The 13,845-nt window shown below is 68.0% G+C and carries 14 protein-coding genes; 11 read left to right on the top strand and 3 right to left on the bottom strand.

The window, feature by feature from the left end:
• The first annotated feature begins 117 nt into the window (after positions 1–117).
• Positions 118–570 carry a cytochrome c gene (locus VGC77_RS06005; protein WP_331170661.1) on the top strand — a complete coding sequence of 151 codons (453 nt, stop codon included), beginning with the start codon at positions 118–120 and terminating at the stop codon, positions 568–570.
• Positions 571–652: 82 nt separating this feature from the next.
• Positions 653–1,585 (top strand): cytochrome c, encoded by a 933-nt coding sequence (locus VGC77_RS06000; protein ID WP_331170660.1) that lies wholly within the window; start codon positions 653–655, stop codon positions 1,583–1,585.
• A 288-nt stretch (positions 1,586–1,873) separates the two neighbouring features.
• Here VGC77_RS06000 and VGC77_RS05995 read toward each other — a convergent pair whose 3' ends face one another.
• A complete protein-coding gene (locus VGC77_RS05995) occupies positions 1,874–2,119 on the bottom strand; it encodes an Lrp/AsnC ligand binding domain-containing protein (protein WP_331170659.1) in 246 nt (81 codons plus the stop codon).
• Between the two features lie 136 nt (positions 2,120–2,255).
• On the opposite strand from VGC77_RS05995, the gene thiD reads away from it, so the two are divergent.
• The 5 genes from thiD to VGC77_RS05970 all read left to right on the top strand — a co-directional run bounded on the left by thiD (position 2,256) and on the right by VGC77_RS05970 (position 6,826).
• A complete protein-coding gene (gene thiD / locus VGC77_RS05990) occupies positions 2,256–3,062 on the top strand; it encodes a bifunctional hydroxymethylpyrimidine kinase/phosphomethylpyrimidine kinase (protein ID WP_331170658.1) in 807 nt (268 codons plus the stop codon).
• A gap of 141 nt (positions 3,063–3,203) precedes the next feature.
• The gene (locus tag VGC77_RS05985; RefSeq protein WP_331170687.1) at positions 3,204–3,860 is read left to right on the top strand and encodes a class I SAM-dependent methyltransferase; all 657 of its coding nucleotides are present in this window, start codon (positions 3,204–3,206) and stop codon (positions 3,858–3,860) included.
• Positions 3,861–3,896: 36 nt separating this feature from the next.
• Entirely contained in the window at positions 3,897–4,712 is an 816-nt protein-coding gene (locus tag VGC77_RS05980) for a UDP-2,3-diacylglucosamine diphosphatase (protein WP_331170657.1), read from the top strand.
• Complete coding sequence (locus VGC77_RS05975; RefSeq protein ID WP_331170656.1) at positions 4,713–5,762, top strand: glycosyltransferase family 1 protein; 1,050 nt, start codon at positions 4,713–4,715, stop codon at positions 5,760–5,762. It abuts the gene before it with no gap.
• Positions 5,763–5,833: 71 nt separating this feature from the next.
• The gene (locus VGC77_RS05970) at positions 5,834–6,826 is read left to right on the top strand and encodes a threonine/serine dehydratase (RefSeq protein ID WP_331170655.1); all 993 of its coding nucleotides are present in this window, start codon (positions 5,834–5,836) and stop codon (positions 6,824–6,826) included.
• 52 nt (positions 6,827–6,878) lie between these two features.
• Here VGC77_RS05970 and VGC77_RS05965 read toward each other — a convergent pair whose 3' ends face one another.
• On the bottom strand, positions 6,879–8,330 hold the full coding sequence (locus tag VGC77_RS05965) for a hypothetical protein (protein WP_331170654.1): 1,452 nt from the start codon (positions 8,328–8,330) through the stop codon (positions 6,879–6,881).
• A 76-nt stretch (positions 8,331–8,406) separates the two neighbouring features.
• Between VGC77_RS05965 and VGC77_RS05960 the strand changes: the two genes are divergently transcribed.
• Positions 8,407–9,597 carry an MFS transporter gene (locus VGC77_RS05960; protein ID WP_331170653.1) on the top strand — a complete coding sequence of 397 codons (1,191 nt, stop codon included), beginning with the start codon at positions 8,407–8,409 and terminating at the stop codon, positions 9,595–9,597.
• Here VGC77_RS05960 and dgcA read toward each other — a convergent pair.
• Positions 9,594–10,589, bottom strand: a complete 996-nt coding sequence (dgcA, locus tag VGC77_RS05955; RefSeq protein WP_331170652.1) for an N-acetyl-D-Glu racemase DgcA — start codon at positions 10,587–10,589, stop codon at positions 9,594–9,596. The two genes, VGC77_RS05960 and dgcA, sit on opposite strands and share 4 nt — an antisense overlap.
• A 134-nt stretch (positions 10,590–10,723) precedes the next feature.
• Between dgcA and VGC77_RS05950 the strand changes: the two genes are divergently transcribed.
• Genes VGC77_RS05950 through VGC77_RS05940 form a run of 3 tightly spaced genes read left to right on the top strand, consistent with a single transcriptional unit; the run spans position 10,724 to position 13,533 of the window.
• Positions 10,724–11,857 carry an ABC transporter permease gene (locus tag VGC77_RS05950; protein ID WP_331170651.1) on the top strand — a complete coding sequence of 378 codons (1,134 nt, stop codon included), beginning with the start codon at positions 10,724–10,726 and terminating at the stop codon, positions 11,855–11,857.
• Positions 11,858–11,859: 2 nt separating this feature from the next.
• Complete coding sequence (locus VGC77_RS05945) at positions 11,860–12,648, top strand: ABC transporter ATP-binding protein (protein ID WP_331170650.1); 789 nt, start codon at positions 11,860–11,862, stop codon at positions 12,646–12,648.
• A complete protein-coding gene (locus VGC77_RS05940) occupies positions 12,649–13,533 on the top strand; it encodes an MlaD family protein (RefSeq protein ID WP_331170649.1) in 885 nt (294 codons plus the stop codon).
• Positions 13,534–13,845 lie beyond the last annotated feature (312 nt).

Below are 13,845 nucleotides of genomic sequence, written 5' to 3'. Positions count from 1 at the left end.
GGGGCGATCTCGATGCCGAGCGCACTTCGCCGCAGCGCGTGCGATCGCATGATACGCTAGCGTCGCGTCGAGAAAATTGTCCGGTCGCCGATCGGATCTCAGCAGGGAGCGAAATGAATGTTACGAACCGCCATCGTGATCGGGAGCTTGCTGCTCGGCGCCAGCGTGGTCGTCGCGCAACAGGATCTGGTCAACCAGACCCAGACCCTGATGAAGGGCAACGGCAAGAATCTCGCCACCGTGCTGGCGCCGATCGCCAAGGGCGAGAAGCCCTATGATCAAGCCGCGGTGGATGCGGCGCTGGCGCAGTTCGAAGACACCGCCAAGAAACTGCCGACGCTGTTTCCCGCCAGCGTCAAGGGTTTGAAGCCGGCCGACAGCGACTATTCGACCTCGCCGAAGATCTGGGACAACCGCGCTGAATTCGACGGCCATATCGCCAGCTTCACCAAGGCTGTCGCCGATGCCAAGGCCCGCACCAAGGATCTCGAGACGCTGAAGGTCTCGGTGCAGGCGCTGGGCAAGGAATGCGGCGGCTGCCACGAGACGTTCCGGTTGAAGAACAGCTAAGCACCCGACACCCTCCAGGCCGTCATTGCGGGGCGCAGCAGCGTCGCGTCGTGGCGGCCTGAGACCGGATTCTCGAAACGCCATGACAGTGCGGACATCAAGGCTTCGCGGCGCGCTTGCGATCGCCATCATCGGCCTCGCGGCGTTCTGGTGGCTGACCGTTCCGGTGACGCTGCCGGCCGACGCATTGCCGGGCTACACGCCCGATCTCGGCAACGGCCAGACCGTGTTCAACGCCGGTGGCTGCGCGTCGTGTCACGCCACGCCCGATCAGCCGGATCGCATCCGGCTCGGCGGCGGCCTCGCCATCGCCTCGCCATTCGGCACCTTCCACGTGCCGAACATCTCGCCGGATCCGGCCGACGGCATCGGCCGCTGGAGCGAGGCCGATTTCGTCACCGCGGTGCTGAAAGGCACCTCGCCGGCGGGGACGCATTACTACCCGGCGTTTCCCTACGGCTCCTATGCCCACGCCAGGCTCGACGACATCCGCGATCTGTTCGGCTATCTGAAAACACTGCCCGCGGTCGCCGGCCAGGCGCCCGGTCACGAGCTGGCGTTTCCGTTCAACATCCGGCGCAATGTCGGGATCTGGAAGGCGCTGTTTTTCGACGGCAAACCGTTCGCGCCGGACCCGGCGCAATTGGCGCAGTGGAATCGCGGCGCCTATCTGGTCAACGGGCTTGGCCATTGCGCCGAATGCCATAGCCCGCGGAATGCTCTGGGCGGCATCGTCGCTTCGCAGCGCTTTGCCGGCGGCCCCAATCCGGAGGGCAAGGGGTGGGTGCCGAACATCACCCAGAAGGGCCTCGCCGCGTGGAGCGACAAGGATATCGGCTATTTCCTGGAGACCGGGCAGACCCCGGAGGGCGACACCGCCGGCGGCTCGATGGCGCGGGTGATCCGCAACACGTCGCAACTCAGCGCCGAGGATCGCGCGGCGATGGCGGTGTATCTGAAATCGCTGCCGGCGGTCGACGGCCCGCCGCGGCCGCCGCGCGGCAACAAGGAGTGAGCCGGATGCTGAGGCCACCGCGCGCCGACAAGGGGCGTGTCGGCCCCGGGGGACTGAGCTTTGCGACGCGGCTTGCGTCGAACGCAATGCTCAGCCGTCATCCTGAGGTGCCCGCTCTGGCAGCGCTTGCGCGGCCGGAGCGGGCCTCGAAGGATGACCGCGACGCGTAGCTGCGCGGATCGCGGTGACCCGCCTGTGGCCATCCTTCGAGGCCCGGCTTTCGTGCTTCGCGCGACGCCGGGCGCCTCAGGATGACGCCAGCGGGTGAGGGGCGTCAGTGCACCAGCGTCACTTCCCGCCGAACGCCTTGAAGGTGATGATGGTGTGAGTGTCCTGGATGCCGGGGATGACCTGGACCTTTTCGGCGATGAAATGCCCGATGTCGGTGTCGCGCTCGACGTAGAACTTCACCAGCAGATCGTAATCGCCCGCGGTGGAGTAGATCTCCGATGCGATCTCGGCTTCCGCGAGCGCGTTGGCGACCGCATAGGATTGGCCGAGCTTGCATTTGAACTGCACAAAGAAGGGAATCATCGAGGGGGCTCTCCGGGGCGTGACGCCGGCGCATCAAGCCAAAATCCGCATCGCGTGGCAAGCGACCTTGCCGCCGCCAGGCGGGCAGGATACGACCCGGCGAACCCTTGCTGCCACCGTGTCGCATGAGCCCATGATGCCCGTTCCGATCGCCCTCACCATTGCCGGTTCCGACAGTAGCGGCGGCGCCGGCATCCAGGCCGACCTCAAGACCTTCGCCGCGCTCGGCGTCTACGGCGCCTCGGTGATCACCGCCTTGACCGCGCAGAACACCCAGGGCGTGATCGCGGTGCATGACGTGCCGGCCGATTTCATCACCGCGCAGATCAACGCGGTGTTCGACGACCTCGACGTCAAGGCGGTGAAGATCGGCATGGTGTCGCAGCGCGGTGCGATCGAGGCGATTGTTACCGGCTTGGCGCGCTGGTCGCCGCGCCTCGTGGTGATCGACCCGGTGATGGTGGCGACCTCCGGCGACCATTTGCTGGCGCCCGATGCGGTCGACGCGCTGCGCAGCCTGCTGCTGCCCCGCGCGCTGATCATCACCCCGAACCTGCCGGAAGCCGCGGCCTTGCTCGGCGAGCCGCTCGCCAGCAGCGTCGGCGAAATCGAGGGCCAGGGCCGGCGGCTGCTGGCGCTGGGCTGCGGTGCGGTGCTGATCAAGGGCGGCCACGGCCGGGGGCCGTCGAGCACCGACTATCTGGTGACGGCCAAAGCCACGCTGGCGCTGCCGGCGCCGCGCATCGCCACCCGCAACACCCACGGCACCGGCTGCTCGCTGTCGTCGGCGATCGCCGCGGAACTCGCCAAGGGCGCCGATCTGGAGACCGCGGTGCGCGCCGCCAAGGCCTATGTCGGCGCGGCGATCGCCGCCGCCGACCGGCTGCAGGTCGGCCACGGTCACGGCCCGATCCACCACTTCCACGCCTTCGACCAGGCCTGAGGTTTATCCACCGAATTGCTGAGCCGTCCGGCGGCGGCGGAAGGCCCGGCGCCGGCCGTTGTCGTCTGCGCGTCGTACTCGGCTGCTATCCCAAAAATCGTGGAAATGAACTTCGATTCGACGGCAGAACCGCAGCAAATGATGACTCCCGACCTCGATAAATCGATCGTTGAAACCGCTTATGCCCGCTGGGCGCCGATCTACGACGCGATCTGCGGTCCGGTGATGCTGAAGGGACGACGCGCCGCGGCGGCCGAGGCGCGCTCGCTCGGCGGTAAGATTTTGGAGGTCGGCGTCGGCACCGGGCTGTCGTTCGACGATTACGACGCCACCACCGAGATCACCGGCATCGATCTGTGCGAGCCGATGCTGGAAAAGGCCCGCGCCAAGATGGCGACCGGGCGCTATCCTTGGGTCAAGCGCGTCGAGGTGATGGACGCGCACCGCATGGCGTTCCCCGACGCCAGCTTCGACTGCGTGGTGGCGCAGTTCGTCATCACCCTGGTGGCCAACCCCGAACAGGTGCTGTCGGAGTGCCACCGCGTGGTCAAGCCCGGCGGCCGCATCATCCTGGTCAATCATCTGTATTCCGAGGTCGGCGTCGCCGCCGCGGTGGAGCGCTGGACCGCGCAGCGCACCCGCGGCCTCGGCCTGCGCCCGGAATTCCCGTTCGCCCGGCTGCAGGCCTGGGCGCAGTCCAACAAGGACGCCATTCTGGTCGAGCGGCGCAAGATCGCGCCGTTCGGCATCTACACATTGGTATGTTTTGAACGGACGCAAGCGCCGCTGGCGGCGTGAGCGTCATCCCGCTGCCGACCGCGGCAGCAGCTTTAGATGGGACGTGACGCCATGAGCGACGAGGGTCCGGAACGGCGCTTTCGCACCTTATTCATCTCCGATGTCCATCTCGGCGCGCGCGGCTGCCAGGCCGGCAAACTCTTGGATTTCTTTCGCGTTCACGACGCCGACACCATCTATCTGGTCGGCGACATCGTCGACGGCTGGGCGCTCCGCTCGAGCTGGTACTGGCCGCAGTCGCACAATGATTTCGTGCAGAAACTTTTGCGCAAGGCGCGCAAGGGTGCCCGCATCATCTACGTCCCCGGCAATCACGACGAATTCCTGCGCAACTACTACGGCACGCATTTCGGCGGCATCGAGGTGGTGGAGAGCGCGGTGCATGAGGGCGCCGACGGCCGCCGCTACCTGGTGATTCACGGCGACATGTTCGACCTCGTGGTGCAGAACGCGCGCTGGCTCGCCCATCTCGGCGATAAGGCTTATGACTTCGCCATCAAGATGAACCGGCTGGTCAACGCGTTCCGGCGGCTGTTCGGGGTGCCGTACTGGTCGTTGTCGAAATGGGCCAAGCTGAAGGTCAAGAACGCCGTCAACTACATCGGCGCGTTCGAGGAGACGCTGGCCGGCGAGGCCAAGCGTCACGGCGCCGATGGCGTGATCTGCGGCCACATCCACACCGCGGCGATCCGCGACGACCACGGCGTGCGCTACATGAATTGCGGCGACTGGGTCGAAAGCTGCACCGCCTTGGCCGAGAACGAAGACGGCCGCTTCGAAATCATCACCTGGACGCAGGAGACCTCGACCCGGGCGCTGCCCGCGCCGTCGGTCGCTGCGCGCGCGGCCTGAATGCGTATTCTGATCGCCACCGACGCCTGGCACCCGCAGGTCAACGGCGTGGTGCGCACGCTGACGATGATGGCCGAGGCCGCCAAATCGCTCGGCGTCGACGTCGCCTTCATCACCCCGCAATCGTTCCGCACCGTTGGGCTACCGAGCTATCCCGATCTGCGCGTCGCATTGCCGGGGCCGGGCAAGATCGCGCGGCTGATCGCCGAAGCGAGCGCCGACTTCATCCACATCGCCACCGAAGGCCCGATCGGCATCGCGGTGCGGCGCTATTGCCGCAAGCGCGGGCTGCGCTTCACCACCAGCTTCCACACCCGGTTTCCGGAATACATTTCGGCGCGGTTTCCGATTCCGGAATCCTGGATCTGGGCTTGGCTGCGCCGCTTCCACGGCCTCAGCCAGGCGGTGATGGCGGCGACCCCGGCTTTGGCCGACGAATTGCGCGGTCGCGGCTTTCGCAACGTGGTGCTGTGGCCGCGCGGCGTCGATACCAAGCTGTTTCATCCGCGCACGGTGTCGTCGGATCTGCCGCGGCCGTTGTTTCTCTGCGTCGGCCGGGTCGCGGTGGAAAAGAACCTCGAAGCCTTCCTCGATCTGACGCTGCCGGGCACCAAGGTGGTGGTCGGCGACGGGCCGGCGCGCGCCGGCCTGCAGCGCAGCTATCCCGACGCGGTGTTTCTCGGCGCCTTGCAGGGCGAGGCGCTGGCGCAGGCCTACGCGATGGCCGACGTATTCGTGTTTCCGAGTAAGACCGACACTTTCGGGCTGGTGATCCTGGAAGCGCTGGCGAGCGGCGTGCCGGTTGCTGCGTTTCCTGTGACCGGGCCGCGCGACGTGATCGGAACCGCGCCGGTCGGAGCGTTGAATAACGATCTGCGCGCCGCCTGTCTCAGCGCCTTGCAATTGTCGCGGCAGGCCTGCCAGGAATTCGCCCTGACGCAGACCTGGGAGGCCTCGGCTGCGGCCTTCATCGACAACGTCGCCACCGCGCAGTTGATGGAGAGCGGCCGCGCGGCGCGGGCTTGGCGGCGCCCGCAGATCTCGGCGTGATGAGGCGCCGCGTGATGCTGCGCCGCGATTGAGACTTGCTCGCGCCTGATGCGGCGCGATACAGATGGCCGATGACAGATGTTTTGAAGCCGCTGCCGGTCGGTGCCGCGGATATCGACGCGGCCGCTTTGGTCCTTGCGCCCTATGCGGTGCACACCCCGCTATTGTCGTCGCCGGCGCTCGATGAGCGCACCGGGGCGAGGGTGTTTCTGAAGCCGGAGATGCTGCAGCGGACCGGCTCGTTCAAATTCCGCGGCGCCTTCAACAAACTCTCGTCGATCCCGCTTGAAGCGCGCAGTGGCGGCGTGGTGGCGTTTTCGTCGGGCAATCACGCCCAGGGCGTCGCCGCCGCGGCGCAGATTCTCGGCATGCAGGCGACCATCGTGATGCCGGCCGATGCTCCGTTGTCGAAGCGCGAACGCACCAAGGGCTACGGCGCCGAGGTGGTGCTTTACGATCGCGACCGTGAGGATCGCGAGGCGATCGCCCGCGGCATCGCCGAAAAGCACGGTGCGACGCTGGTGCCGCCCTATGACGATCCCAAGGTGATCGCCGGCCAGGGCACCGTGGGCCGCGAAATCGTCGCGGACCTCGCGGCGCTGGGACTTGCGCCCGACATCGTCGTGGCGCCAGCCTCCGGCGGCGGCTTGATGGCGGGCACCGCGGTTGCGGTGCGCGCGTGCTGCCCGCAAGCCAGCATCATCTGCGCCGAGCCGGAAGCCTATGACGATCACACCCGTTCGCTGCAATCTGGCCAGCGGCAACCGCATCACGCCACGGAGCGCACCATCTGCGACGCCTTGATGGCGGCGATACCTGGGCAGCTGACGTTTTCGATCAACCAGCGGCTGTTGGCGCGCGGCGTCACCGCGTCGGATGCCGAGGTCGGCGCCGCGGTGGCCTTCGTATTTCGCGAATTGAAGCTGGTGGTCGAGCCGGGCGGCGCGGTGGCGCTGGCGGCGCTGCTGTCGGGGGCGATCGAGGCGCGCGGCAAGACCGTGGCGATCGTGCTGTCCGGCGGCAATGTCGACGCCGATCTGTTCGCGCGGCTGATTCAGGGATAGCCACATCTGACGATATGGCTGCGCCCCGGGAGGACTCGGGGTCGCGCGGCGATCAGGAAAAGAACGCCAGCTTTTCGGCCTGGGTCATGCGCCGGATCGCCGCCAGCGGATCGAGGCCGGAGCCGAGCGGCTTGCGCACCATGCCGCGGGCGATCAGTTCGGCGCCGAGTGAGGCCGGTTCGGCGGCGGTGATGGTGGCCGTCGCCGGTCCGGTGGGCGCCGCGCCGGCCGGTTTCGCGGCCGTCATCGCCACGGCGACCGGCGCGGCCGCGGCCGGCTCGGGCTGCGGCGCAGGCGCGGCAGGTGGCGTCTGGTCCGTTGCGGCTTGCCCGATCACCAAGGCTTCACTGACCGGCAGCTGGCCCATCTCGGCCTCGGCCAGGGCGATCTCGGCCAGCGCGGCGTCGATCTCAGCCGGCTGCTCTGACGTCTCGACGGCGATCGCCGCCGGCGGCTCCGGATCGGGCGCCGCCATTTCCTGCGCCACCATGTCGAGCACCGCGATGTCATAGGCGGTGGCGGCGTGATCGGCGGATTCGTCGGCGATGATCTGGTCGAGCGTCGGCAGGTCGGAGCCGACCGGCTGGGCTGTGTGCGTTGCCTCCGGCACTTCGTCGCGCGGCTGGGGCGCGGCTTGCGGCGCGGCCGGTTCGGGCGCCTCGGCAGGGGCGACGACCTCTGGCTCGGGCGGCGGCGGTGCCGGTGGCACAAAGTCGGCCGGCTCGGCGCGCTCCGAGCTGGCGGGCGCGGGTGTCACCGGCGCCGGAGGCTCGGGTGCGGCGGCGGGCGCCGGAGCTGGCGTCGGTTCGATCGCGCGGGCCACGACCGGCAAGGCCGCAGCGACCGGGGCGGCTGCGGCCACCGGCTCGGCCGGCGGGCGTTCGGCGGCCGCGGCGCGCGAATCCGTCATGGTGTGCACGGTCGCCGAGGGTGGCGCCGGCGGCGCCGGGCGCGGCGGCGGTTTCTTAGTGGTGCTGCTGGCCAGATCGACGATCTGCTGGGTCAGCCGGTCGAACGTCGCCAGCACGGCGTCGCGCGCCCCGGTGGCGGCGATGTCGCGATGGCCGGCCTCGATCGCCGCGACCTGGGCGTCGAGCAGATCGCAGATCCGGGTGTCGGCGCCACAATCGCGCAGCGCCGAGGCGACCTCGCGGGTGACGCGGGCGCCTTGCCGCGCCCCGGCGAGGACTTCGCCGGGATTCGGCAGCGCCTGCGCGGCGGCGGCCTTGGCGTCGTTGATCAGCGCGCTGATCCGGCTCAGCGACTCCACCAGGCCGCTGGAGGCCGGAGCTTGCTTCTGCGCCGCGATCGACTGTTCAATACGCGACACCGCGTCGAGCACCATGCGGGTATCGGCGTTGCGGTTGCGCTTGGCATATTCGCCGAGGAACCAGCGGCCCCGCGCGGTCTCCATGAAAGCTTCGCGAATCGCCTCGTAATCCGCCTCGCTGGGCAGCGACGCACGGGCTGAGATCGGCGACAGGGCGAAAGCTTCTTCGGGCATTGCCAACTCGTTGACGCAAAATTGGGCGCGTTACGCTAACGATCACCATGAACCGCAGCGAATCGCAATTGAATTGATGCCGGCGCCCGCACAAATCCCCATCAGTTCCTACGAGGTCGCAAGCCGATTCGCCGCCCGGCTGGCGCTGTTTTATGGCACCGCGTTCAGCCTGGCCGGCACCTATCTGCCGTTTTTTCCGGTCTGGCTGAAGGCGGTCGGCATCGAGCCGTCGTGGATCGGACTGATCATCGCGGTGCCGTCGCTGACCAGGTTCACGCTGTTGCCGGTGATCACCGGGCTGGCCGAACGCAGCCGGTCGCTGCGCGGCGCGATGATCGCCGCGGCGCTGGCGACCTTCGCCGGCTTCGCGTTGCTCGGCACGCTGCAGCAGCCGATCGCGGTGCTGATCGTGTTTGCGCTCACCGCCTGCGCCTGGACGCCTTTGGTGCCGCTGACCGACGGCTACGCGCTGAAAGGCGTGGTGCGCTACGGCCTGAATTACGGGCCGCTGCGGCTGTGGGGCTCGGCAGCGTTCGTGGTGGGCGCGCTCGGCTGCGGGCTGCTCGCCGACCTGATCCCGGGCGAGCGGCTGATCTGGGTGATCGCGGCGATGGCGGCGCTCGGCGCGCTGGCGGGGTTCGGCCTGCAACGGCTCGACGATGCGCCGAGCCACGCAGCGGCGTCGCCGTTCCGCGCCGGCGCCTTGCTGCGCGATGCTCGCTTTCTGGCGTTCATCAGCGCCGCGGCGCTGATCCAGAGCAGCCACGCCGCCTACTACATCTTCGCCTCGATCGCCTGGCAGGGCGCGGGGCTCGGCGGCGCCACCATTGCCGGGTTGTGGACGCTCGGGGTGATCGCGGAAATCGTGGTGTTCGCGCTGTCGCCGCGGTTCACGCTGTCGCCGGTACTGATGATGACCGCCGGCGGGCTCGCCGCTGCGCTGCGCTGGCTGATCACCGCGCAGGATCCGCCGCTGGCGCTACTGGCCGGCGTGCAATTGCTGCACGGATTGAGCTTCGGGCTGACCCAGGTCGGCACCATGATGCTGATGGTTCGCCACGTGCCGGCGCAGGTCATGGCCAGCGCGCAGGGCTATCTGACCGCCGCCGCCGGCATCGTGATGTGCGCGGCCTCGATCAGTTGCGGCGCGCTGTATGCCCGCTACGGCCAGGGCATCTATTGCGGCATGGCGGCGATGGCCGGGCTCGGCACGATCATGGTCTGGCTGGCGCGCCGGCGGCTGGAGGCGCCTCAGCCGATCGATTAGCCCCACAGCGCCGGGTCCGGCGGATAGACCGTGCTGCCGTCGTAGCGCAGCCCGTCGCCGCGGTCGGCGGCCAGCAGCAGCGGCCCGTCGAGGTCGACGTAGCGGGCCTGCTGCGCCAGCAGCATCGCCGGCGCCATCGACAGCGAGGTCGCCACCATGCAGCCGACCATGATCTCCAAGCCCTCGGCGCGCGCCGCCTCGGCCATCGCCATCGCTTCGGTGAGGCCGCCGGTCTTGTCGAGCTTGATGTTGATCGCGTCATAGCGCTCACGCAGGCCCTCGAGCGAGGCCAGGCCATGCACGCTCTCGTCGGCACACACCGCCATCGGCCGCCGGATCCGCGCCAGCGCGGCATCCTGGCCGGCGGGCAGCGGCTGTTCGACCAGGGTGACGCCGACCTCGGCGCATTCGGCGAGATTCTGCTCAAGATTGGCCGCGGTCCAGGCCTCGTTGGCGTCGACGATCAATTCGGATTCCGGGGCTTCGCGGCGTACCGCGGCGATCCGGGCACCGTCCTCGGCGCCGCCGAGTTTGACCTTCAACAACGGCCGCCCGGCCGCCTTGGCGGCGGCCGCGGCCATCGCCTCCGGCGTTCCCAGCGAGATGGTGTAGGCGGTGGTGCAGGGCCGCGGCGCGGCGCGGCCGAGCAGATCCCAGGCCCGGCCGCCGCTGATCTTGGCTTCGAGATCGAGCAGCGCGCAGTCCAGCGCGTTGCGGGCGGCGCCGGCCGGCAGCGCTGTCTGCAACGCCGCACGATCCATTCCGCGGCCCAGCGGCCCTGCTAACGCCTCAATCATCGCCAATGTCGCATCTGGAGTCTCGCCATAGCGCGCGTAAGGCACGCATTCGCCCCGCCCGACGTAGCCGCCACGGCTGACCTCCGCCACCACCACCACAGCCTCGGTCTTCGAACCGCGACTAATCGTGAAAGCGCCTGCAATCGGCCACCTTTCGACCCGCGCGATCAGTTGCGGAAATTTGCTGGAAGTCATTTCAGAATCTGACAATTTCGGAATCAAAGGTTGCTCGCCGCGGGCAAGTATGGCTGGTATTGGCGGTCCCCCACAAGGCACGGCTGGAAGTTAGATTTCTTTTCCGCGGGTCGGAAAAGCCATAGGAGCTGAAATTGGACGGCAACCCGACACTTGAGCAGATTGCCAGCGGCAACGGACTGGCGCTGTGCGCCGCGGGGTCCTGGACCGCGCCGTTTGCGCCGGTGCTGGAGCGCATCGTCGCCGAGGCCGAGGCGCTGACCGGCAGCCGTCCGAATATTTCCATCGATGTCTCCGCGGTGTCCAAGCTCGACACTTTCGGCGCCTGGCTGATCGAACGGCTGCGCCGCAGCCTGACCCAGGGCGAGGCGGAAGCCACCATCGCCGGGCTGTCGGCGAATTATTCCAGCCTGGTCGACGAAGTGCGCCGGGTGAAGACGGCCGAGCCGGCGCCGGCCGGCGGCCTCAACCTGAAGGCGCCGGTGGAGCAGCTCGGCCGCAGCGTCGCCGGCTTCGTCGACACCATCGTCGGCCTGGTGGCGATGACCGGCGCGGTGATGGCGGCGATGCTGCGGACGCTGCTGCACCCCTGGTCGTTCCGGCTGACCTCGACGATTCATCATCTCGAACAAGTGTGCTGGCGCGCGGTGCCGATCGTGATGCTGATCACCTTCCTGATCGGCTGCATCGTCGCCCAGCAGGGTATCTTCCATTTCCGCAAATTCGGCGCCGACGTGTTCGTGGTCGACATGCTCGGCGTGCTGGTGCTGCGCGAACTCGGCGTGCTCTTGGTGGCGATCATGGTCGCCGGCCGCTCCGGCTCTGCCTACACCGCCGAACTCGGCTCGATGAAGATGCGCGAGGAGATCGACGCGCTGCGCACCATGGGGTTCGATCCGATCGACGTGCTGATCATGCCGCGGATGATGGCGCTGGTGCTGGCGATGCCGATCCTGACCTTCCTCGGCGTGGTCGCCGCGCTGTATGGCGGCGGCCTGGTCGCCTGGCTGTATGGCGGCGTCGATCCGGACGCCTTCCTGCTGCGGCTGCGCGACGCCATCTCGATCGACCATTTCACCGTCGGCATGATCAAGGCGCCGGTGATGGCGATCGTGATCGGCATCGTCGCCTGCGTCGAGGGTCTCGCGGTGCAGGGCAGCGCCGAGTCGCTCGGCCGCCACACCACGGCGTCGGTGGTGAAGGGGATCTTCTTCGTGATCGTGATGGACGGCGTGTTCGCGATCTTCTTCGCCTCGATCGGAATGTGACGATGGCGATTGCGGCGGCCGACGCGATCATCCGGGTGCGCGACGTCTCGGTGCGGTTCGGCTCGACCGAAGTGCTCGACAAGCTCAGCCTCGACGTCAAGCGCGGCGAGATTCTCGGCTTCGTCGGCCCCTCCGGCGCCGGCAAGTCGGTGCTGACCCGCACCATCATCGGGCTGGTGCCCAAGGTCAGCGGGCAGATCGAGGTGTTCGGCGTCGACCTCGACGCCGCGAGTTCGAAGGAACGCCGCGCCGTGGAGCGGCGCTGGGGCATCCTGTTTCAGCAGGGCGCGCTGTTTTCCTCGCTGACGGTGCGGCAGAACATCCAGTTCCCGGTGCGCGAATATCTCAAACTGTCGCAGCGCCTGCTCGACGAAATCACCGTGGCCAAGCTCGGCATGGTGGGGCTGGCGCCCGAGGTGGCGGATCGGTTTCCCTCGGAACTGTCCGGCGGCATGATCAAGCGCGTGGCGCTGGCCCGCGCGCTGGCGCTGGATCCCGAACTGGTGTTCCTCGACGAGCCGACCTCGGGACTCGATCCGATCGGCGCCGGCGATTTCGACGAATTGGTGCGCACCTTGCAACGCACTTTGGGCCTGACGGTTTTCATGGTAACCCACGATCTCGACAGCCTTCACACCGCCTGCGATCGGATCGCCGTCCTCGGCGACGGCAAGATCATCGCCGCGGGCACGATGGCCGAGATGCAAGCCTCACAGCACCCCTGGCTACGCTCGTATTTCCACGGCAAGCGCGCCCGTGCGGTCGTCGGCTCAAGTACCGGAGTAGTTTGAATGGAAACGCGGGCGAATTATTTTCTGATCGGAAGCTTCGTGCTGGCGGTGATCGTCGCGGCACTCGGCTTCGTGCTCTGGTTCCAGAGCCTGCACACCACCAAGACGCGCAGCCCGCTGCGGATCATCTTCGAAGGCTCGGCCTCGGGGCTGCGCAACGGCGGCAACGTCAACTTCAACGGCGTGCGGATCGGCGAGGTGATCTCGGTCAAGCTCGACAATCCGCGCCGCGTGGTGGCGCTGGCGATGGTCGAGAACTCGGCGCCGATCCGCAAGGACACCCTGGTCGGGCTGGAATTCCAGGGCCTCACCGGCGTGGCGGCGATCTCGCTGAAGGGCGGCCAGGAGGCCGCGCCGCCGGTGCCGCTCGACGAGGACGGCGTGCCGATGCTGACCGCGGACCCCGCCGCGCTGCAGGACGTCACCGAGGCGATCCGCGCGACGCTGAAGAACGTCAACCGGATCTTCGCCGACAATGAGGAAGCGGTGCGCACCTCGCTGCAGAACGTGCAGACCTTCACCTCGAGTCTGGCGAGCAGCTCCGAACACATCGACAGCATCATGAAGAAGGCCGACGGCGTCATCACCAAGACCGACAATCTGATGCTCGGCCTCGACGCGCTGGCCGGCGGCAAGGACGGCGGCGAATTGCTGCAGGCGGTGAAATCGTTCCGCGAATTGACCGACAATCTCGACAAGCGCTCCGGCGCGCTGATCCTGGACGGCCGCCGCACGCTCGCCGACATCAGCCGCGCGGTGAACAATCTCGACAAGAACCCGACCCGCATCCTGTTCGGGCCGAGCACCTCGGCCTCCGAGCCGGCGCCGGCGGCCGCCGCGGCGGTGCCCGCGGCGCAACGCCCCGGCCCGCGCCGGCGGCAGTAGGCGGGAGGCCACCCGGCCTTCCGTCGGCGTCGGGCGGACGGCCTCCACGCGTCGGCCCGCGTGAGAGCAAACCTCTCCGCGCGTCGTCCCTGCGTTCGCAAGGCCCCGTCACCTCTGGCTTTCGAGATAAGAAAGCGGCCTGCGCCCCAGCGCAAAAAGTGACTCCGCGGCTTATGGGTCCCTGCGTGCGCACTAAGGCATGCACACATCTTGGGTGCGACGGATTGACTCGGGTGTTGCTGGGGGGATTCCAGAATCGGGAATTCGTGTGATCTGTCTTGCGACACTTCGATTTTGACGGGGGTGTCGCAT

The sequence above is a fragment of the Rhodopseudomonas sp. genome (assembly GCF_036404135.1).
Classification (GTDB): Bacteria; Pseudomonadota; Alphaproteobacteria; order Rhizobiales; family Xanthobacteraceae; genus Rhodopseudomonas_A.
The sequence above is the reverse complement of the archived record's forward strand: the minus strand, read 5'-3'. Positions and strand labels throughout refer to the sequence as shown.

Bases quoted from the DNA above. Each gene is read 5' to 3' on its own strand.
- VGC77_RS05975 (WP_331170656.1), top strand. From the start codon at position 4,713: ATGCGTATTCTGATCGCCACCGACGCCTGGCACCCGCAGGTCAACGGC.
- thiD (WP_331170658.1), top strand. From the start codon at position 2,256: ATGCCCGTTCCGATCGCCCTCACCATTGCCGGTTCCGACAGTAGCGGC.
- VGC77_RS06005 (WP_331170661.1), top strand. From the start codon at position 118: ATGTTACGAACCGCCATCGTGATCGGGAGCTTGCTGCTCGGCGCCAGC.
- VGC77_RS05945 (WP_331170650.1), top strand. From the start codon at position 11,860: ATGGCGATTGCGGCGGCCGACGCGATCATCCGGGTGCGCGACGTCTCG.
- VGC77_RS05970 (WP_331170655.1), top strand. From the start codon at position 5,834: ATGACAGATGTTTTGAAGCCGCTGCCGGTCGGTGCCGCGGATATCGAC.
- VGC77_RS05995 (WP_331170659.1), bottom strand. From the start codon at position 2,119: ATGATTCCCTTCTTTGTGCAGTTCAAATGCAAGCTCGGCCAATCCTAT.
- VGC77_RS05980 (WP_331170657.1), top strand. From the start codon at position 3,897: ATGGGACGTGACGCCATGAGCGACGAGGGTCCGGAACGGCGCTTTCGC.
- VGC77_RS06000 (WP_331170660.1), top strand. From the start codon at position 653: ATGACAGTGCGGACATCAAGGCTTCGCGGCGCGCTTGCGATCGCCATC.
- VGC77_RS05940 (WP_331170649.1), top strand. From the start codon at position 12,649: ATGGAAACGCGGGCGAATTATTTTCTGATCGGAAGCTTCGTGCTGGCG.
- dgcA (WP_331170652.1), bottom strand. From the start codon at position 10,589: ATGACTTCCAGCAAATTTCCGCAACTGATCGCGCGGGTCGAAAGGTGG.
- VGC77_RS05985 (WP_331170687.1), top strand. From the start codon at position 3,204: ATGACTCCCGACCTCGATAAATCGATCGTTGAAACCGCTTATGCCCGC.
- VGC77_RS05965 (WP_331170654.1), bottom strand. From the start codon at position 8,330: ATGCCCGAAGAAGCTTTCGCCCTGTCGCCGATCTCAGCCCGTGCGTCG.
- VGC77_RS05960 (WP_331170653.1), top strand. From the start codon at position 8,407: ATGCCGGCGCCCGCACAAATCCCCATCAGTTCCTACGAGGTCGCAAGC.